We start from the raw sequence: 18,643 nt of genomic DNA on the forward strand, positions 1-18,643 counted from the left end.
AAATACATATACGTTAACTCGTTCTTTGATGCGGGAACAGGATAATTCATGGTATATAGTTTTCTGTTTTTAGAAAAAACGAAAAACTTATGCGTTTATTCCTAATCACTTATAAAAATAATCTATTGGAGTTATATGCGTTTTGCATATGCTGTTATTGGTTTTATGAAAAATTTAATTTTAAAAACTAAAAATGTACTCAGAAATATTGCTGTATAGTATAATAAAGGCAGAGAGAAGTAAAGGAGAACTATATATGGACATAGAATATTACCGCAATTTTATTGCCATAGTTGAGGCCGGCAGTATTTCTGCCGCAGCTAAGCAGATAGCGATTGCCCAGCCGGCGCTGAGTAATCAGCTTAAGGTGCTGCAGAAGCGTTTTGGTACGCAGCTGCTGCATGTGCGCCGTGGCGGTCACAGCATTGAGCTTACGGATGCAGGCTGTATTTTATATAACAAGGCTAAGTATATCTGCTCGGCAGAAAACAGCGCTCTGAAGGAGATAGTTGACTGTCAGGCAGGCTTTAGCGGTACGCTGCGCATCAGTCTGTCACCTTCGATGTCAATAAACTTTATTAAAAACTTTTTGAGTGATTTTTACAGAGAGTTTCCGCATATTAATTATGAACTGTATGAGGTGCCGATTGACGAACAAACCCAGCAGCTTTTGGATGGGAAAACGGAAATAGGCATTGCCAATGCACCCCTAAAGCAGTCTAAACGCTTTGAAACGCTGTTCAGCCGTAAAGAGCGTCTGGTTGCGCTTTTTCATAAGGATAGCCCGTATCTGAAAAATGATAAGCCTAATATCCTGCTGGATGATTTGGAGGACATTCCGTTATGTCTTTCGCGTGGCTGTTCTGAGCTGTTTTTTTCTGTGTGCTCGGATTCACACATTTTCCCGCAGGTTATGAGTATTAATACTACTAAGCTTTCGGCCATAGCCTGGGCAGAAAAAAATACCGGTGTGGCAATTGTACCGGCACCGGCTGTAGAATTGTTCCCAGCGAATCTGGTCCGCAAGGAAATCAAGGATGAGCGCTTGTTTCTGGAGATGACGCTGTCTATAGTTAAGGGCAGAGAGCTGTCGCAGGTTGCGCAGACCTTTATTAATTATTATATGCAGAATAAATAAAAATACGCCTTAGGCTGTTGATGCCTAGGGCGTATTTGTTTGCCTACTTACTGTATTTTTTTCTTCGGCCTGTATTCCGAAATAAACAGGCCGCTCATCGTCAGGATGGTGCCGAGTGCTACCAGCAGGGTGATTTTTTCCTGCAGGACAATCGCCGAGGTAATGACGGTGATGACGGGAACCATATAAATATAAACGCTGGCCTTTACTGCACCCAACTCCTTTACTGCCAGATTCCAGGTGACAAAGCAGAGGGCGGAAGCGCCCAGTCCCAGAAAGACAATGTTGAAAAGATAGGTAGTATTGGCGAAGCGCGCCAGGTTCAGTTCAAAATCCAGAAAGCCCAGCGCCGGTAGCATAAAGAGAATGCCGTAGAAAAAGGTTCTGCGTGTAGCGAGGATAACAGGATAGCCGTAGCTGCTGATTTTTTTCGTCAGCAGGGCATAAAACGACCACACGACAGCGGCGGAAATCGCCAGCAAATCACCCAGCGGATTGAGCTGCATGGCTGCACCGTTGAAGCTGATGCAGGCGATGCCGCTCATCACGATAAAAAAGCCGATGATGAACTGCTTGCTTAAGCTGCCGGCAGAACGCATAAAATAATGCGCCAGCAGCGCAGTAAAGAAAGGCGCTGTGCTGCCGATTACGCTAACGTTGGAGGCCTGTGTATAGGTCAGGGCGATGTTTTCCAAAAGGTAGTAGAGGCAGATGCCGCAGAGGCCTGCTGCCATAAAAACAGGCTCCTGCTTTTTATCTGTTTTCAGCATTTTAGGATAAGCAAACCAAAGGGCGAAAAAGGCCATAATAAAGCGGAAAAAAAGGATTTCCAGCGGCTGAAAGCCGGTAAGTAAAACCTTGGTAGAAATAAAGGTCGTGCCCCAGGTAGCAATTGTAATGAGGGCAGCAATGTGACCGATGTAGCGAGTGTTTTGCATTTGCTTGGGAATCTCCGTTCTTTTTAGTGCGCAGTAAAACGCACTCTATGATTTTAGCAGACTAAAATCCTGCTATGAACAAACTATCCCCTCTGCCAATGCGGCAGAAGGGATAGTTTGTAAAATTTTATTTTGTGTGCTTATCTTCGGCAGCCTGCTTATTTGGCGCCGCAGCAGCATATTTTGTCAGGGCGACCTTCGTAATGTGGAAGTCGCCTACGGTAGCAGGACCGTCGATACAGCCGTTGGAGCAGGCCATACCTTCGATGTAGCTGCAGTCGAGCTTGCCTGCGGCAGCAGCCTTGACGATGTCGCGGCATTTGTCCAGTCCGGAGCAGTATTGCGCGTTACGCACCTCACCGCCCATAGCGGCAACCGTATCCTGCACGGCAGCGCTTACGCCGGCCGTCAGCGGGAAGCTCAGGCCAAGCTTGGAGGCATCGCGTTCATAAGCGGTATCACCGCTCATTTCCGCAAATTTGATATCCTTGCCCTCCAGCATGCACATAATCTCTTCAAAGGTCAGCACATAGTTTATGGTTTCGCGGTGCTCGCGTGCTTCCACCTTTTTGGCGATGCAGGGACCGATGAACACAGTAACTGCATAAGGATATTTTTGCTTAATCAGCTCAGCGCAGGTGAGCATGGGAGAAGGTGTATCCGAAATCTTGTCGGCTGCCTCCGGTACCTGTGTTTTAATCAGCTTAACAAAGGCAGGACAGCAGGAGCTGGTCATAAAGCCCTGCTTAGCAGGAACCTTCTCCAGATATTCCTCTGCTTCCTTAACGCTGGTGATATCGGCGCCGATGCCAACCTCTACAACTTCAGCGAAGCCTGCTTTTTGCAGTGCCTCGTAAATTTGCGCCATGGTAATCTTCAAACCGTATTGGCCTACGATAGACGGTGCCACAAGGGCGATAACCTGCTTGCCCTGTTGGATTTCGCGGATAACGCGGATGATGTTGCTGCGCTCGTCGATAGCGCCGAAGGGGCAGGCGTTGCGGCAGGCACCGCAGGAAACACATTTTTCGTGGTCAATGACAGCCTTGCGGTTTTCACCGATGCTGATGGCACCGATGGCGCAGGCGCGCACGCAGGGACGATGGATTTCGATAATCGCACCGTAGGGGCACATCTGCTTGCAGCGACCGCATTCAATGCATTTGGTCTTATCGATAAAGGCGCGGTCCTGAATAATGCTGATAGCCTTTTTCGGGCAGTTATTCATGCATTTGTGGGTGATGCAGTGACGGCACATATCGGTAACGTAATAAGCATCAATCGGGCATTGGTCGCAGGCTGCGGGGAGCACGTCGATAATCGGTAAATCGGTGCGCTCAGGCTCGTTCAGCGTCAGCTTGGCAGCCTCGATGATATTGCTGGAGCACTCCTGCCCCAGCGCCATATCAATACGGTTTTTCAGTACGGCTCTTTCTTTATAAACACAGCAGCGGTAGCGCGGAGTGTCCTCGCGTACCTCCTGCAGAATATCGTAGACGTGGTCAGGCAACTCGTTATTCCAGGTGTAGCGGGATAAATGCTCCAGCACCATGCGGCGCAGCTGCGCAACAGCGGTTAATTCCATAAGGGTTCCTCCTTGGCAATTAGTTATATTGCGGTTTGTATTGCATACTCTATACTGTACAATTCTTTACAGAACGCAAAAATCCTGCTGAGGAGCATGCGTAATGGTTTTAATAATGTTAAATTTGGTATTTTTCTAAACAGTTATATAGATGAATCTGTCAAAAAATCTCTGATATTTTTATGGATAATACCATTACGGCTCATATCGAATTCGTCGAGTGAAAGCACATATTTCGGATAATTATCGGTAATTTCATAGTAAACACCGAACTCACGTTGAATAGTTTCTTCTGCAGCCAATAAGTACGTAACTTGAATATAAATTTTTTTATCCTGTTTTTCACAGATAAAATCAATTTCTTTGGTATCTACCTTGCCGATGCTCACCTTATAACCACGGCGTAAAAGCTCCAGATAAACAATATTTTCCAGAATGAGATTGATATCCTTCATGTTGCCGCCGAAGACTGCTTCGCGGATGCCATGGTCAGCCACATAATATTTTTCGTTGATAGCAAGCAGCTTTTTACCTTGTATATCCTGACGTTTTACCTGATAAAACAGAAAAGCATCGGTGCAGGCTTTAACGTAGTTGATAATGGTTTCTGTTGCCATACTGCGTCCTTCGCTTTTCAAATATTTAGAAAGCACATTGGCAGAAAAAATGGTACCGATATTTGCAGTTATGTAGGTAAGTATGCGTTCAAGCATGTCAACATCACGTATATTGTTGCGGCGTACAATATCTTTTAGTTCTACTGATGTATATACATCCTGTAAATATTGTTTGCAGGCAGCTTCGTTATATTGCAGGGCTGCCAAATATGGCATTCCTCCGAAGTGCAGGTATTTCTTGAAGCAGTCTGCTTCACTTGTATTAGGCTGTATAGTATTATATAGCTCAATAAATTCAGAAAATGAAAAAGGATAAATAACAAATTCTACATAGCGTCCTGCTAAATAAGTGGCTAATTCACCGGATAGGAGCTTGGCATTGGAACCGGTGATATAAATATCACAATTAAGCTCTATACGTAAGGAATTAATACATTTTTCCCAATCTTTTACCTCTTGGATTTCATCAAAGAAAAGATAAATTTTTCCTGTTAAAGCTTGGGTTTGGCTTATTATTTCATCATGAAGAGCCTGGGCATTGCAAAGCCTGGCAAAGCTCATATTTTCAAAATTATAGGAAATAAGCTGTTGGGGAGTAACTCCTTGTTGTAACAGCTCTTGTTTTATAAGATCTAACATAACAGATTTACCGCAACGTCGGATACCTGTAAGTACTTTTACTAAATCACTGTTAATGAATGGGCGGATTTTTTTCATGTAAGATTCTCTTTTGATCATGTAAATCACCTCACTATCTATATAATATATCAGTTATATCTTAAATTCAAGACGAAAATCGAATTTCTATCAGATATAACTGAAACTTTTCGTGATTTTAGATTTTTATCAGTTATATCTGATAAAAATCCCGCTGTTGTAGTCAAAAAAAGCATACTTTTTTAGTATACGCAGAAAAAAATTAAAATTTTTTCCTCTTACCCCCTTTACAAATTGAAAACCTAGTATTATAATAAGCGCATAAAGCAACAACGTGGTTGGTGGGTCGAAAGGTCCAAACTTCGTGGTTGCTTTTTCTGTTATATCAGCGGTGAGAATTATAATTTATATCTTACCCATGATAAGTGCAACGAAGCACCGTAGCAGCGCAAGGCGCAGCTGACGGTGCTTTCTTATTTACAGAGCCAGAGAGAAGAAAATCTGTAAAGCACAAAAAACTGTATTTCAAATGAGGGATTTACACTTCGTAAACCCAAGGAAATTCTCAGAGAGAAATTAGGGAGGTTTTACAATGAATGATGTACCGAAACTGTTTGGCAGCTTAGTTTTTAACGAAAGTGTTATGAAGGACCGTCTGCCGACTGCAACCTATAAGGCATATAAGGCAGCAGTGCTGGCAGGCACTCCGCTGAATCTGGAAATTGCTAATATCATCGCCAATGCTATGAAGGACTGGGCTCTGGAGCATGGCTGCACTCATTTCACCCATTGGTTCCAACCGATGACCGGCATCACCGCTGAAAAGCATGAAAGCTTCATTTCTCCTACTGCTGAAGGCCGTGTAATCATGGACTTCTCCGGCAAAGAGCTGATTCAGGGCGAGCCTGATGCTTCCAGCTTCCCGTCCGGCGGCTTGCGTGCAACCTTCGAAGCCCGCGGCTATACAGCATGGGACCCGACCTCCTATGCATTTATCAAAGATAACTGCCTGTGCATTCCTACAGCCTTCTGCTCCTACACCGGCGAAGTGCTGGATAAAAAGACTCCGCTGCTGCGTTCCATGAATGCAGCCAGCAAAGCAGCCTGCAAGCTGCTGAAGCTGTTCGGCATTGATACAATCCGCGTCAACAGTACTGTTGGCCCGGAACAGGAATATTTCCTCGTAGATAAAAAAATGTGGGAAAAACGTAAAGACCTGGTTTACACCGGCCGTACCCTGTTCGGTGCGAAATCTCCGCGTGGCCAGGAACTGGATGACCACTACTTCGGAATTATCAAACAAAGAGTACTTTCCTTCATGAAGGATTTGGACGATGAGCTGTGGAAACTGGGCGTACTTGCCAAGACCGAGCATAACGAGGTTGCTCCGGCACAGCACGAGCTGGCACCAATCTTTACCACTACTAACGTAGCATCTGACCATAACCAACTGATGATGGAGTTCATGAAACGTGTTGCTCTGCGCCATGGTCTTGTTTGCCTGCTGCATGAAAAACCTTTTGATGGTGTAAACGGCAGCGGTAAGCATAACAACTGGTCCTTATCTACGGAAGAAGGCCTGAACCTGCTGGATCCCGGCAAGGAGCCGTACAAAAACCTGCGCTTCCTGACCTTCCTGGCAGCAATTATCAAGGCTGTTGATGAATATCAGGATCTGCTGCGTGTATCTGTTGCCAGCGCCGGCAATGACCATCGTCTGGGCGCTAACGAAGCTCCTCCGGCTATCGTATCCATGTTCCTTGGCACTGAGCTGACTGCAGTTCTCGAAGCTATTGCAGCTGACAAGGTTTACAACGGCAACCCGGAAAGCTACATTAAAGTAAGCGACGATACCATTCCTGCTCTTGTTAAGGATAACACCGACAGAAACAGAACCTCTCCCTTCGCCTTCACCGGCAATAAATTTGAATTCCGTATGCTGGGCAGTATGTTCTCCATCGCCGGCCCAAACATCGTACTGAACACCATCGTTGCCGAAGAGCTGGATGAATTTGCTGATAAGCTGGCAGATGCTCCTGATCTGGAAGCAGCAGTATATGATTTGGTTAAAGAAACCTATAAAGCTCATAAACGCATTGTCTTCAATGGCAACGGTTATACCGATGCATGGGTTGAGGAAGCTGCCAAACGCGGTCTGCTGAACCTTAAATCTACTCCGGAGGCTCTGCCGTATCTGGGACATGCCAAGAACATCGAGCTGTTCGAAAAGCATAATATCTTCACAAAAGCCGAGGTTGAATCCCGTGTAGAAATCCTGCTGGAGAACTACAGCACCACGATTTCTATCGAAGCAGCAACCATGCTGGATATGTTCCATAAGGATATCCTCCCGGCAGTTACCGCATATACCGGAGATCTGACCAAAGCAGTACTGGATAAAAAGGCTGCCGGTGTCAGCGCAGGCTTTGAAGGCGCACTTGCCGATAAGCTGAGCAAGCTGGGCGGAGAAATGTATGCATCCTCCCTGAAGCTGGAAGAAGGCTTGAAGGAAGCAGCAGAAATCAGCGACAGCGAGAAACAGGCTCTGTACTATCACGATACCGTTCTTGAAGAAATGGGCAAGCTGAGAAGTGCTGTTGATGCTGCCGAAGCTCTGACCGGTGGTAAGTATCTTGACTATCCGACTTATGGTGAGTTGTTGTTTGGTGTAAATGAGTAAGCTGCAGTTGTCTTCTCGACAGCCTTGAGTAAGGTGTGTTAAGATAAAATAATATATATAAACTCATACACAATGGGGTGTATCCGAAAAATCGGGTACGCCCCTCTTTCTTTAGCTAATGCCATGTGAGCGCTGCTCAATGACGCGTTAAAAAATATATAATTTGAGGGGTGTTTACAAATGGACAAATATGTATCTGCCGATACTATATGGGTGCTGATAGGTGCCTTCCTGGTATTCTCTATGCAGCCTGGCTTCGCAATGGTTGAAACAGGCTTTACCAGAGCAAAAAATGCCGGCAACATCGTTATGAAAAACGTCATGGATATGTGCCTCGGCTCCATCGTTTTTTGGGTTCTGGGCTTTGGCCTGATGTTTGGTACCGATATCGGCGGCTTTATCGGCGCGCCGGACTTCTTCGTTAAGGGTGATTACGGTGCCAGCTATCCAAGCACAGCCTACTTTATCTTCCAAACCATGTTCTGTGCTACCGCAGCAACCATTGTTTCCGGTGCTATGGCAGAACGTACCAACTTCCTGGTTTATTGCATTTACAGCGTATTAATCAGCGCTATTATTTACCCGATTAGCGGTCACTGGATTTGGGGCGGCGGCTGGCTCGCACAGATGGGCTTCCATGATTTCGCCGGTTCAACTGCCGTTCATATGGTAGGCGGCGTTGCTTCTCTCGTCGGTGCCAAGATGATTGGCGCGCGTATCGGCAAATACAATGCCGACGGTACGGTAAACGCTATTCCCGGTCACAGCATTCCGCTTGGTGCCTTGGGCGTTTTCCTTCTCTGGTTCGGTTGGTTTGGCTTCAACGGTGCTTCCACCGTCTGCGCAACCGGTGATGACGCCTTGGTTTCCATGGGTGCTATCTTCATTACCACTAACATGGCTGCAGCAGCTGCTGCTACCGCAACTATGATTTACACCTGGATTCGCTACGGCAAGCCTGATGTTTCCATGACACTGAACGGCGTGCTTGCAGGTCTGGTAGCAATTACCGCCGGCTGCGACATGGTAAGCCCGGCCGGCGCTTTAATCATCGGCCTGATTGCCGGTGTGCTGGTAGTCGCTGCAGTTGAATTCTTCGACCAGAAGCTGAAGATTGATGATCCTGTCGGTGCAATTTCCGTTCACGGTGTCTGCGGTGCCTTCGGTACTCTCGCAACCGGTCTCTTCGCTCTTGACGGCGGCCTCTTCTATGGCGGCGGTACTGATTTCCTGGTAAAACAAATCCTCGGCGTTGTAGTTGTAGCAATCTATGTTGCGATTACGATGACGATTATCTTTAAAGTTCTTGATAAGCTCTTCGGTCTGCGTGTTAAGGAATCCGAAGAAATCAAAGGCCTGGATATGGAAGAGCATGGCCTGCTCAGCAGCTATGCCGACTTTATGCAAACTCCGTTGGAGGCACAGACCTCTGTTACTACTACTTATGTTACTCCGGTCAAGGAAACTGCAGCTAAGCCTGCAGGCGCAGTAAAGATGAGCAAGGTTGTTATTATCACCTCGCAAAATCGTTTCGAAGCATTGAAGAATGCTTTGGATAAGCTGGGAATTACCGGCATGACTGTTACCAAGGTTCTGGGCTACGGCATCCAGAAGGGCTCCACGGAAATGTATCGTGGTGCTGAGGTTGCTGCACACCTGCTGCCGAAGGTAAAGGTTGAAATGATTGTTTCCGCAATTCCTGTTGCAGCAGTAGTCAATGTTGCTAAGCAGGTTCTGTATACCGGCAAATACGGCGATGGCAAAATCTTCATCTATGATGTTGAGGATGTTGTTAAGATTCGTACCGGTGAAACAGGCTATGATGCTCTGCAGGATTATCCTATTGAGGAAAAATAATTTGCTTCTCCCTAATCAAACTCCCTAATAAAACAGGAAGGCGCTCGATGTCTTGCGTAATGCAGGCTAAGAGCGCTTTTCTGTGTGTTGGAGGAGAATGCTTTTATAATCTTATTATCGCGAAAAAACTTGCAAAACTGCATTGTTTAGGCCAAAATAAGATTGAATCGTATTTTAGTCGGATTGGAGTGAATGCTATGAATAAAAACGTTGCTTTATATAATGAGATGATAGATTTTTTTGCCGGAGATGCACGCCGCTGTCAGCATTTTATTAAGGTTGCCAGCCTGGCTAAGCAGCTGGCTGAGAGCGAGGGTGCGGATGCAGAGCTGACAGAGCTTGTGGAGGCGGCCGGTCTTGTGCATGACTGCGGTATTAAACCCGGCGAGGCCAAGTATGGTGCCGGTCACTGCACAGGCAAAATTCAGGAGCAGGAAGGACCTGCGGTAGCACGCAAACTTTTGCAAAAGTTTGGGTATGCCCCTGAAAAAATTGAACGCATCTGCTATCTTGTCGGTCATCACCATACGTATAATATCATTGACGGTCTTGATTATCAGCTGCTTGTGGAAGCTGATTTTATAGTAAACTTTTATGAGGATGGTACGCCGAAGGAGAATATTGCCAAAGCTGTGGAGCGGATTTTTAAAACAGAGAGCGGAACAAAGTTGGCTAAGACTATGTTCGGACTTTGATATACAATGCTGTGGCTTGCTGGTCACAGCATTTTTCTTGCTATTTTGTTCTATGCTTGCTAAAATAAACAGGATTAGGTTATTTTTTGGAGGCATAGAATATGAAGGAAATTTATGATTTAGCAGAACAATATCATAACGAGGGCAATAACTGCGTAGAATCCGTAGTTAAGGCGTGCAATGACGGCTTAAAGCTGGGCCTGCCGGATGTGGCAATCCGCATGGTGTCTGGCATGGGTGGCGGTATCGGCCGCAGCGGCTGCGTGTGCGGTGCGCTGAGCGGCTCCTGCCTGGTTATCAGCTCTATCGTGGGCAGATTGGACCCGTCTGAAAAACATCAGACAGAGGTCTATAAATATACGCATGAGTTTTATGAGCGTTTTACGAAGCATTTCGGTGCTTCCTGCTGCAGAGCGCTGAACCGCCTGAGCTTCGGCACACCGGAATACAGAACTAAATGTATTAAGATTACTGCCGAAGCGGCAGACATGGTATCCGATTATCTGCAGGAAAAGGGCCTGGTAAAATAAGCATTGGCTGCGAAGCTGAAAGAAGGACTGATGGAGGTCAGGCTGATGGAAAAAACTGAGTTGAAGAACATTGTAATTTTAGCAACCGGCGGCACTATTGCCGGCAAGGCTGCTTCCGGTACCCAGATGACTGGCTATACTGCTGGTGCCTACAGCGTTGCCGATTTGCTGGCAGGTGTGCCTGAACTGGGCGAGCTGGCGCATATCAGCGGCGAGCAGCTGTGCAATATCGACAGCAGCAGTATTACCGATGCGTTGCTGCTGCGCTTGGCGCAGCGCTGCAATGAGCTGCTGGCGCAGGATGTTGTCGACGGCGTTGTTATTACCCATGGTACCGATACTATGGAAGAAACGGCCTTCTTCCTGAACCTGACGGTAAAGAGTGCTAAGCCGGTGGTACTCGTGGGCGCAATGCGTCCTGCCACCGCAGTCAGTGCCGACGGACCTTTGAATATCATCAACGCTGTTAAGGTGGCTGTGGATGCTGCAAGCGCCGGACAGGGCGTGCTGGTGATAATGAACGATGAAATCTACAGCGGGCGTGACGTGACCAAGACAAACACGGCGAATGTGGCAACCTTCAAGGCAACGAACGGTGGTCCTTTAGGCTTTATTGTTGGCGGTGAGATACATTACTATTATCGCAGCGTGCGTCCGCACACACTGCAGAGCGAATTTGACGTAACTGGTGTTACTGCTTTGCCGCGCGTGGATATCATCTACACGCATATCGGTGAGGACCGCGTATTTGTGGATGCGGCACTGGCAGCAGGTGCACATGGCCTTATCTACGCCGGCAGCGGTATGGGTAGCATTCATGAGGCTGTGGAGGAGGCGCTGGCGGAGGCTGTCAGCCGTGGCGTTGCCGTAGTGCGTTCGAGCCGCACCGGCAGCGGCATTGTTGCCGCCGGCTTGGAACGTTGGCAGGAGCAAGGCTTTTTGTATGCGGATAACCTTAATCCGCAAAAGGCACGCCTTTTGCTGCAGTTGGCACTTTTGCGGACGCAGGAGCGCAACGAGGTGCAGAGTGTTTTCTTAAAGTACTAAAATACATACAAAAAGACGGTAAGGTTAAGGCTTTGCCGTCTTTTTTTATGTATTTGTTACAAAGTTAACGCTTTACGCGTTATCTTAATTTAGATATTTCTGTCATATTGCCAAAAATAAACTGGAAGCGTATAATACAAAACTGTTCGTGCCTAGGTGCGGAAAACATTTAGGTGCGATTTTTATCGTGTAAGTAATTTTAGTTTTTGGAGGTTAGTATGTCTAAATTACGTATTGCTATTACTGCTGACACTTATCCGTTTGCCAGCGATATTACGAATCTTGTGCGTGCTCCCTTTACGGCGCGCGGTCTTGTAGATGTTATCAATGAGCTTGGTGCTCTGCCTATAGTTTTGCCTGATGTTCCCGATGCTAAAGGAGAAGATTATGCAGAAATGTTTGATGCGCTGATTATTCCCGGCGGGCCGGATGTAGACCCCACTTTCTTTGGTGAAGAACCGCATTGGAAGATTGGCAGCACCAATTATAAACGAGATGTATTTGAAGAAGAAATTTTTGCGGCATTCTATAAAGCAGGCAAGCCTATTTTAGGTATCTGCCGTGGCTGCCAGCTGATTAATATTCTTATGGGCGGCAGCGTTTATCAGGATCTGCCTTCAGAAAATCCTGCTGCTTATATCCGTCATTCCCAAGGTGCCAACGGCTCTTATCCGACACATAATATCAGCATTGAAGAAGGCAGCGAGCTGTATAAATCCTTAGGTGCGAAGGCTTATGTGAATTCCCGCCATCATCAGGGAATTAAAGATGTCGGCAACGGATTGAAGGTTACTGCCACGGCTCCCGATGGTGTAGTAGAATGTATTGAATCGACCAAAGATAATCAGATTGTTGCCGTACAGTGGCATCCGGAAAATATGTGGCAGGAACATCCTGAAATGCGCCGCCTATTTGCAGATTTTATGGCGCGTGTAGAAGCTGCTAAATAAATTATTCAGAAGAAGGTCGGAAGTATGGAATCACAAAAGTTAGGCTTTTGGAGTATTGTATTATTAGGTATCAATGGTATTATCGGTTCGGGTATTTTCCTTTTGCCGAATAAAGCGATGGCAATTATCGGACCGGCCAGCCTTTTGGTTATGCTGTTTGATATGCTGCTGGTACTGGCGATTACCTTTTGCTTTGCCGAAGCCGGCGGCTTGTTTAAGGAAAACGGTGGCGCATATATTTATGCTAAGGAAGCTTTTGGCGACTTTGTCGGCTATGAAGTAGGCTTTTTGTCCTGGGCAACGCGTATCATTGCCTTTGCAACAATGGCAGTTGGGTTTGCTACAGCTTTAGGCGGTATTATTCCCGCACTCAGCTCTGATATGATGAAGAATGTCATTGTCAGTGTTATTTTCCTGATACTGGCAGTTATTAACCTGTTGGGTATCAAACTGTACGAAGTTATTCAGAACGTAGCAACTATTGCTAAGCTGCTGCCGTTTGTTTTGTTTATTGGCATAGGTATTTTTTATATCGAGCCTGCTAATTTTACACCGCTGTTTCCTCATGGCGTTTATACACCGGGAAGCTTTGGCACTGCGGCCGTAATGCTGTTTTTTGCTTTTACCGGCTTTGAATCCTTGGGTGTTGCAGCTGCCGAGATGGAAAACCCGCAAAAAAATCTGCCGAAGGCAACTCTGATTACAATTTTTACCGTATCTGCCATTTATATTCTGCTGTTGGCCTGTGCTATCGGTATCATGGGCTATGAGCTTGCAGATACAACAGCTCCGGTACAGGCGGCCTTTACTCGTATTGCCGGTGCCTTTGGTACAACGGTTGTTGCTGCCGGTACGTTGATTTCCATTGGCGCGCTTTGTATTGCTGCTTCCTTTGTTACACCGCATTGCGGACTGGCTTTGGCGGAGCAGCATATGCTGCCTGCTTTTATGGCAGAGCGTAACCGTTTTGGTGCACCTTACTGGTGCATTATTATATCGACAGTGGTTGCGATGCTGATAGGTTATTCCGGTGGTTTCGCATTTTTAGCTTCCATCAGCGTAGTTTCACGTTTTTCGCAATATATTCCGACGTGTCTTTCTATCATGGTATTCCGCAAAAAAATGCCGGATGCACCGCGTGCGTTTAAGATTCCGTTCGGACCGGTTATTCCTGTTATTGCTTTAATTGTAAGCCTGTGGCTTTTGGCGCAGGCTAAACCGCAGCAGCTTATGATCGGCTTTGGCGCAGCGGTTATCGCATTACCGTTTTATTTCTTGATGCATAAGAAAAAACAGGCGTAAATAAAAAATGCAGGTTATCGTGCAAAGATAACTTGCATTTTTTATGCGCTTTAAAATTTTACCATCTTCTGTAACCGTTATGGTGCTTGGCACGTTCTGCCTGACGGGCAGCGCGCTCCGCTTCGTAAACCTCGCGGGCAGCGAAGAAATCCTCCAGCTTCCAGCCACGGTTAAACATTTCAATCAGCAGCTTGCCGGTGTTGTTGGCATCGTCAAAGGCGGTGTGCCACAGGCCTGCGGTGTTGACCTCCTGCTCTTCGGTGGCCTTTTTCAGACCGGTGGTGTAGTCATCACCCTTCCACAGGCGGTAGGCCAGCGCTAAATCAAGATAGTCCTCGTATTTTACGGGGTTTTCGATTTTATGGCGCTCGCAGCCTGTCTGCAGCACCTTGTAATCTTCGGTGCCCCAAGCTACAAAATAGGTCTCGCCGCTTTCGTACAGCGCTGCCAGCTCCTGCACCATAGCAGGAAATTCAATGGCCTGCTGCATATCCTTAGCGGTAATCATGCAAAAATCCATAGAATCCTTGGCTTGCTTAGGATAAAAATGCGGTTTGACAAAGCTTTGGATGCGTCCGCAGTCGGTGAGCGGTTCGCCGTCCAGCTTTACCGCACCGATTTCGATAATCTCGGAAAAGAAGCCGCGCGGACGGCCGACAGGGCGCTCGTAGGTTGTAAATTCAAAATCAACGACTAAAAATTTCTTCATGTCATTTCCTTCTTAACTAAAGCAAAGCCTGCGCTCAGTGCTTTTTACCGCAGCATTTTTTATATTTTTTGCCGTTGCCGCAGGGACAGGGGTCGTTAGGATAAACCTTTTTCGCCTTGGCACCTACACGGGTGTTTTGCTGGGCTGCCTGCTGTGCGTCACGCAGCAGCTTGATAGTTTCGTTAGGAGTGTGGCCGCCTAGGCAGAACATACGGGTAGCATTGTTGCGGGCGTTCTGCAGTAGTACGGAAAGTCTGCCGAGATGGCTGTAATTGTTCCAGGCAGGAATATTAGCCTGTAGCTTCTGAATCAGCTCAGAGGTATTACCGTCGGTGTTGGAGTTTTCGAATTCATAGATGTACTGACACCAGTAATGTGCATCCAGTGCCGCAACATTCAGCTCCTGAGTGAAGAAGTCATGCAAATCCTGATATGCGGTAGTAGATTGCATATAACCGTAGTGGGAAAGCATGGTGATTTCCTTTACGGTAGGCAGGTACAGGCCGAAGGGCTTTCTACCTTGCTCCAGTCTGGTGTAGAAATCATCGCTGTCATTTTTCTTGAGCAGAATGCGGCCATCTTTAATTGCGCAGGGGTTAAAGTTGCTCGGAACCTCGGCCAGCAGCTGCGGCAGAGTTTCCGGAGTAAGCTCAAAGCCTGCTTTTTGATTATACATTTCGCAGAAAAATTCCACCGGCAGGATAAGGTGCAGGCTGGACATAGCGGTGATGCAGTCCAAAAGCCATGCCAGCTGTTGGCGGTGAGCCTGGAAATCTGCGGTGTTGATTTTTTTGTAGACAGTGCGTGCTTCCTTTACTGCTTCGAAGCAGTCATCGGGATAGGAAACAATGTAGCCCATAGAAATAAAGGGCAACAGCAATGCATATTCGCTGTAGGTAGGATGGAAGCATTTTTTCTCCAAGGCTGCTTCGAAGGCCTGAATATTTTCGTCCGGCATAATAGCAAAACGTTTTGCTGCAATTTCCGGCTTTTGCATTTCTGTGCAGATTTTTTCTGCCAGCTCGTCCTTTTTGAGCTTGCTGTAGGTGATGCAGAGCTGACGCGCTGCAAAAATTAATTTATCCTTAGTGAAGGCTTTTAAGTAATCCAGCAATACAGGTTTACGGGATGGTTGATTCTTGGTTTTGGTTGTACTTGCAGACATATTGATAGAAAATCTCCTTCTTTGTAATCTTACGTATCTCTTAATTATAAATAAAAACAGGAAATATAGCAAGTGAGGAAATTTAATATACAGTTTATTATACGCTTTTCGTCGCTTAAATTTATTTTTCAGCCTCTACTTGCTGGCGACGCATAGCGGGAATAAGGAAAAAGGCACAGTAAATAAAGGAAAGCAGCACGATTGCGCCGCCGCCGAGACCGATATAAGCGATGGAAGCATGCGTACAGATAAGTCCGCCAAGATAGCTGCCGCTGCCGATACCAAGATTATAAATGCCGGAGTAAATCGACATAGCCACAGCGGAGGTACTCATAGTAGTTGTGCGCAAAAGCTCTGCCTGGCCTACAACGTTGAAGGCCGTAACGAAGATGCCCCAGATTGCACAGAGCAGCACCAGCAGATAATGATTGAAGCTTACGGGGTAGAGCAGCAGCAAAACAACTGCAACGCCAAGTACGGTGATGCGGAAGAAGTGATAGCGGCATTTATCGTACCATTTGGAAAAGGCTGCGCTGCCCAAAAGTCCGGCAGCACCGAAAATAACCAAGGTGATGGTTATCCAGGCATCATCCATCAGAGCAATCTGCTTCAGGTAAGGCTCGATATAGCTGTAGGCGGTGTAATAGCCGGTGGGGAGTAAAAAGGACATCATATAGAGGCCGATGAGCACAGGATTTTTCAGCATTACCGGCAACTGCGAAAGCGTAAACGGTTCGCTTTTTTCCAGCTTGGGGAAGACGAAGAACATATAGGCTAATACGATGAAGGCCAAAACGGCGATGCACATAAAGGCCATGCGCCAGCCTACGTAAAGGCCGATGATACGTCCTAAAGGCAGGCCGACGATAATGGCGATGGCAGTGCCGGTGACTATCATGCTCATAGCTAGTGCCTTAAAGGGACCGCTTACAAGACGCACGGCAATCGGCGAGGCGACCGACCAGAAAATCGAGTGGGCAAAGGCTACGCCGATACGCGAAAGCAGCAGCGTCCAAAAGCCGGTGGCGAAGGCGGAGGCTACATGCGATATGGCGAACAGGCTGATGGTGGCCAGCAAAAGCTTGCGCAGCGGATAGCGGGAAGCGGCAATCATCAGCGGCAGGCTCATGAGCATTACAACATAGGCGTAAATGGTAATCAGCATACCGGCCTGCGCTTCCGTCATGCGGAAATCTGCGGCGATATCGGACAAAAGGCCTATGGGCATAAATTCCGATGTGTTAAAAATAAAGGCGGAAACGGTCATGCCGATTAACGGCAGCCATTCGCGCGTTGTGATTTTGTTTTCCATATATATAAAGCACCTTACTTTCATTCTATAAAATTGCGCTGAATATTATAGCACAGCATATTTGTGTGCTACAAGCAAAAAGATTGTAAATTATTTGTTGCGGGATAGTGCGGAGGTTTTCTTTGAAAAGGACTGTCGTTAAGGAGCAAAAACAGTAAAGGCGTTCTACTTAAGTATGGTAGAACGCCTTTAAATCTTTTTATGCTTCTTTTACTTTGCTGTCGCCAGCATCAGCTTAATACGGTTTTCCTGATTAACGCGGGCAGCACTGGCATCGTAGTCCAACGCCAAAATATTAGCCTCTTCGGCAATCTCCTTGATTTTGTTAATCATACCGCGGCCTGCGATGTGGTTAGGCAGGCAGCCGAAGGGCTGAGCACAGATGATATTGGTGTAGCCGCTGTGTACCAGCTCCAGCATTTCGGCAGTAAGCAGCCAGCCTTCGCCCATATTGTTGCCGTAGCCGATAACGCCCTTAGCCATAGCCTTGGTTTCCTCATAGGTGGCGGGGGCGCTGAAGGGAGCGATACTGAGAGCCTGATGCAGGATGCCTTCCATATATTTTAAATACCACATAGCGCCCTTGTTGACACTATATTTAAGCAGACTGCCACCGTAAAGCTTATAGTCAGTAAGATAAGTATCAACACAGTACATAATGAAATTCATCAGACCGGGCAGCATATATTCGCAGTTCTGACGCTGCAGGAAGGCTTCCAGATTGTTGTTGCCCAAAGCGGCATATTTGATGTAGATTTCACCGACAATACCGACCTTGATTTTTTCCTTGTTGGTGATAGGCAAATCCGCAAATTCGTGCGCAATAGCCTTAGTAAGCTGCTTGATGGTACCTAAAGCCTGCGCTTTGCCACTCTTGAAGGCTTCGCTTAAGCGTGCCAGCCATTTTTGCGCCAGTCTGTCGGCAGCGCCGTGTACAACTTCGTAGGGACGTGTTTTATTCGTCAGGTACATCAGGGTATCGCCGTAAACAACGGCAGCCAAGAACTTATGCACCATGGATGCGTCCAGATGGAAGCCTGGCTGCTGCTCCAGACCGTTGACGTTGAGGCTGATGACAGGGATGTGCGTAAGGTCGGCTTTTTCCAAAGCCTTGCGCAGCAGATAGATATAGTTGGAGGCACGGCAGCCGCCACCGGTTTGGGTGATAATCAGCGCAGTGTGCTCCAAATCATATTTGCCGCTTTCCAGAGCGTTTATCAGCTGGCCGATAACCAGCAGTGCCGGATAGCAGATATCATTATTGACGTATTTCAGACCGGTTTCGATTACCTCGCGGCCGGTATTGTGCAGAACCTCGGCTTTGTAGCCGCAGCTTACGAGTGCTGCCTGCAGCAGTGAAAAATGCATAGGCAGCATGCCGGGTATAAGTATAGTATGCGTTTTTTTCATATCCTCCGTGAAGGGGGTAAACTTAACGTTAGCTGCTGGTAGCATATGCAA

The 18,643-nt window shown here is 46.9% G+C and carries 15 protein-coding genes; 8 read left to right on the top strand and 7 right to left on the bottom strand.

Annotation, left to right across the window (positions count from 1 at the left end):
* The first annotated feature begins 256 nt into the window (after positions 1-256).
* The gene (locus RDW05_RS07145; protein WP_021720402.1) at positions 257-1,138 is read left to right on the top strand and encodes a LysR family transcriptional regulator; all 882 of its coding nucleotides are present in this window, start codon (positions 257-259) and stop codon (positions 1,136-1,138) included.
* Positions 1,139-1,185: 47 nt separating this feature from the next.
* On the opposite strand, the gene RDW05_RS07150 is transcribed toward RDW05_RS07145, so the two are convergent.
* The 3 genes from RDW05_RS07150 to RDW05_RS07160 all read right to left on the bottom strand — a co-directional run bounded on the left by RDW05_RS07150 (position 1,186) and on the right by RDW05_RS07160 (position 5,016).
* Positions 1,186-2,076: a DMT family transporter gene (locus RDW05_RS07150; RefSeq protein ID WP_307978427.1), complete on the bottom strand. Its 891-nt coding sequence runs from the start codon at positions 2,074-2,076 to the stop codon at positions 1,186-1,188.
* A gap of 127 nt (positions 2,077-2,203) precedes the next feature.
* On the bottom strand, positions 2,204-3,661 hold the full coding sequence (locus RDW05_RS07155; protein ID WP_304223945.1) for a monomeric [FeFe] hydrogenase: 1,458 nt from the start codon (positions 3,659-3,661) through the stop codon (positions 2,204-2,206).
* A 143-nt stretch (positions 3,662-3,804) separates the two neighbouring features.
* Positions 3,805-5,016 (bottom strand): ATP-binding protein, encoded by a 1,212-nt coding sequence (locus tag RDW05_RS07160; protein WP_307978428.1) that lies wholly within the window; start codon positions 5,014-5,016, stop codon positions 3,805-3,807.
* A gap of 511 nt (positions 5,017-5,527) precedes the next feature.
* Here RDW05_RS07160 and RDW05_RS07165 point away from each other — a divergent pair.
* The 7 genes from RDW05_RS07165 to RDW05_RS07200 all read left to right on the top strand — a co-directional run bounded on the left by RDW05_RS07165 (position 5,528) and on the right by RDW05_RS07200 (position 13,996).
* Positions 5,528-7,615, top strand: coding sequence for a glutamine synthetase III (locus RDW05_RS07165; protein ID WP_307978429.1), 2,088 nt, complete (start codon positions 5,528-5,530; stop codon positions 7,613-7,615).
* A gap of 180 nt (positions 7,616-7,795) precedes the next feature.
* A complete protein-coding gene (locus RDW05_RS07170; protein ID WP_368487334.1) occupies positions 7,796-9,472 on the top strand; it encodes an ammonium transporter in 1,677 nt (558 codons plus the stop codon).
* A 197-nt stretch (positions 9,473-9,669) separates the two neighbouring features.
* Entirely contained in the window at positions 9,670-10,167 is a 498-nt protein-coding gene (locus RDW05_RS07180; RefSeq protein WP_210685371.1) for an HD domain-containing protein, read from the top strand.
* A 101-nt stretch (positions 10,168-10,268) separates the two neighbouring features.
* On the top strand, positions 10,269-10,697 hold the full coding sequence (locus RDW05_RS07185) for a C-GCAxxG-C-C family (seleno)protein (RefSeq protein WP_210685372.1): 429 nt from the start codon (positions 10,269-10,271) through the stop codon (positions 10,695-10,697).
* A gap of 30 nt (positions 10,698-10,727) precedes the next feature.
* Positions 10,728-11,744 carry an asparaginase gene (locus tag RDW05_RS07190; protein ID WP_307978457.1) on the top strand — a complete coding sequence of 339 codons (1,017 nt, stop codon included), beginning with the start codon at positions 10,728-10,730 and terminating at the stop codon, positions 11,742-11,744.
* A gap of 218 nt (positions 11,745-11,962) precedes the next feature.
* On the top strand, positions 11,963-12,694 hold the full coding sequence (locus tag RDW05_RS07195; RefSeq protein ID WP_307978431.1) for a gamma-glutamyl-gamma-aminobutyrate hydrolase family protein: 732 nt from the start codon (positions 11,963-11,965) through the stop codon (positions 12,692-12,694).
* 24 nt (positions 12,695-12,718) lie between these two features.
* Complete coding sequence (locus tag RDW05_RS07200) at positions 12,719-13,996, top strand: APC family permease (RefSeq protein WP_210685375.1); 1,278 nt, start codon at positions 12,719-12,721, stop codon at positions 13,994-13,996.
* Between the two features lie 58 nt (positions 13,997-14,054).
* Here the strand turns inward: RDW05_RS07200 and RDW05_RS07205 are convergent, their stop codons facing one another.
* The 4 genes from RDW05_RS07205 to RDW05_RS07220 form a co-directional block, all read right to left on the bottom strand.
* The gene (locus tag RDW05_RS07205) at positions 14,055-14,705 is read right to left on the bottom strand and encodes an exonuclease domain-containing protein (RefSeq protein ID WP_210685376.1); all 651 of its coding nucleotides are present in this window, start codon (positions 14,703-14,705) and stop codon (positions 14,055-14,057) included.
* A gap of 34 nt (positions 14,706-14,739) precedes the next feature.
* The gene (locus RDW05_RS07210) at positions 14,740-15,870 is read right to left on the bottom strand and encodes an SEC-C metal-binding domain-containing protein (protein ID WP_307978434.1); all 1,131 of its coding nucleotides are present in this window, start codon (positions 15,868-15,870) and stop codon (positions 14,740-14,742) included.
* Positions 15,871-15,991: 121 nt separating this feature from the next.
* Positions 15,992-17,182 carry an MFS transporter gene (locus tag RDW05_RS07215; RefSeq protein ID WP_307978435.1) on the bottom strand — a complete coding sequence of 397 codons (1,191 nt, stop codon included), beginning with the start codon at positions 17,180-17,182 and terminating at the stop codon, positions 15,992-15,994.
* Positions 17,183-17,392: 210 nt separating this feature from the next.
* Positions 17,393-18,637, bottom strand: a complete 1,245-nt coding sequence (locus RDW05_RS07220) for a 2-hydroxyacyl-CoA dehydratase (RefSeq protein ID WP_307978436.1) — start codon at positions 18,635-18,637, stop codon at positions 17,393-17,395.
* Positions 18,638-18,643: the final 6 nt, after the last annotated feature.

The sequence above is a fragment of the uncultured Phascolarctobacterium sp. genome, assembly GCF_902463975.1.
Lineage (GTDB): Bacteria > Bacillota > Negativicutes > Acidaminococcales > Acidaminococcaceae > Phascolarctobacterium_A.

Excerpts from the sequence above, each read along its gene's own strand:
- RDW05_RS07195 (WP_307978431.1), top strand. The coding sequence starts at position 11,963 with ATGTCTAAATTACGTATTGCTATTACTGCTGACACTTATCCGTTTGCC.
- RDW05_RS07220 (WP_307978436.1), bottom strand. The coding sequence starts at position 18,637 with ATGCTACCAGCAGCTAACGTTAAGTTTACCCCCTTCACGGAGGATATG.
- RDW05_RS07205 (WP_210685376.1), bottom strand. The coding sequence starts at position 14,705 with ATGAAGAAATTTTTAGTCGTTGATTTTGAATTTACAACCTACGAGCGC.
- RDW05_RS07185 (WP_210685372.1), top strand. The coding sequence starts at position 10,269 with ATGAAGGAAATTTATGATTTAGCAGAACAATATCATAACGAGGGCAAT.
- RDW05_RS07215 (WP_307978435.1), bottom strand. The coding sequence starts at position 17,182 with ATGGAAAACAAAATCACAACGCGCGAATGGCTGCCGTTAATCGGCATG.
- RDW05_RS07160 (WP_307978428.1), bottom strand. The coding sequence starts at position 5,016 with ATGATCAAAAGAGAATCTTACATGAAAAAAATCCGCCCATTCATTAAC.
- RDW05_RS07200 (WP_210685375.1), top strand. The coding sequence starts at position 12,719 with ATGGAATCACAAAAGTTAGGCTTTTGGAGTATTGTATTATTAGGTATC.
- RDW05_RS07155 (WP_304223945.1), bottom strand. The coding sequence starts at position 3,661 with ATGGAATTAACCGCTGTTGCGCAGCTGCGCCGCATGGTGCTGGAGCAT.
- RDW05_RS07150 (WP_307978427.1), bottom strand. The coding sequence starts at position 2,076 with ATGCAAAACACTCGCTACATCGGTCACATTGCTGCCCTCATTACAATT.
- RDW05_RS07210 (WP_307978434.1), bottom strand. The coding sequence starts at position 15,870 with ATGTCTGCAAGTACAACCAAAACCAAGAATCAACCATCCCGTAAACCT.
- RDW05_RS07145 (WP_021720402.1), top strand. The coding sequence starts at position 257 with ATGGACATAGAATATTACCGCAATTTTATTGCCATAGTTGAGGCCGGC.
- RDW05_RS07190 (WP_307978457.1), top strand. The coding sequence starts at position 10,728 with ATGGAGGTCAGGCTGATGGAAAAAACTGAGTTGAAGAACATTGTAATT.
- RDW05_RS07165 (WP_307978429.1), top strand. The coding sequence starts at position 5,528 with ATGAATGATGTACCGAAACTGTTTGGCAGCTTAGTTTTTAACGAAAGT.
- RDW05_RS07180 (WP_210685371.1), top strand. The coding sequence starts at position 9,670 with ATGAATAAAAACGTTGCTTTATATAATGAGATGATAGATTTTTTTGCC.
- RDW05_RS07170 (WP_368487334.1), top strand. The coding sequence starts at position 7,796 with ATGGACAAATATGTATCTGCCGATACTATATGGGTGCTGATAGGTGCC.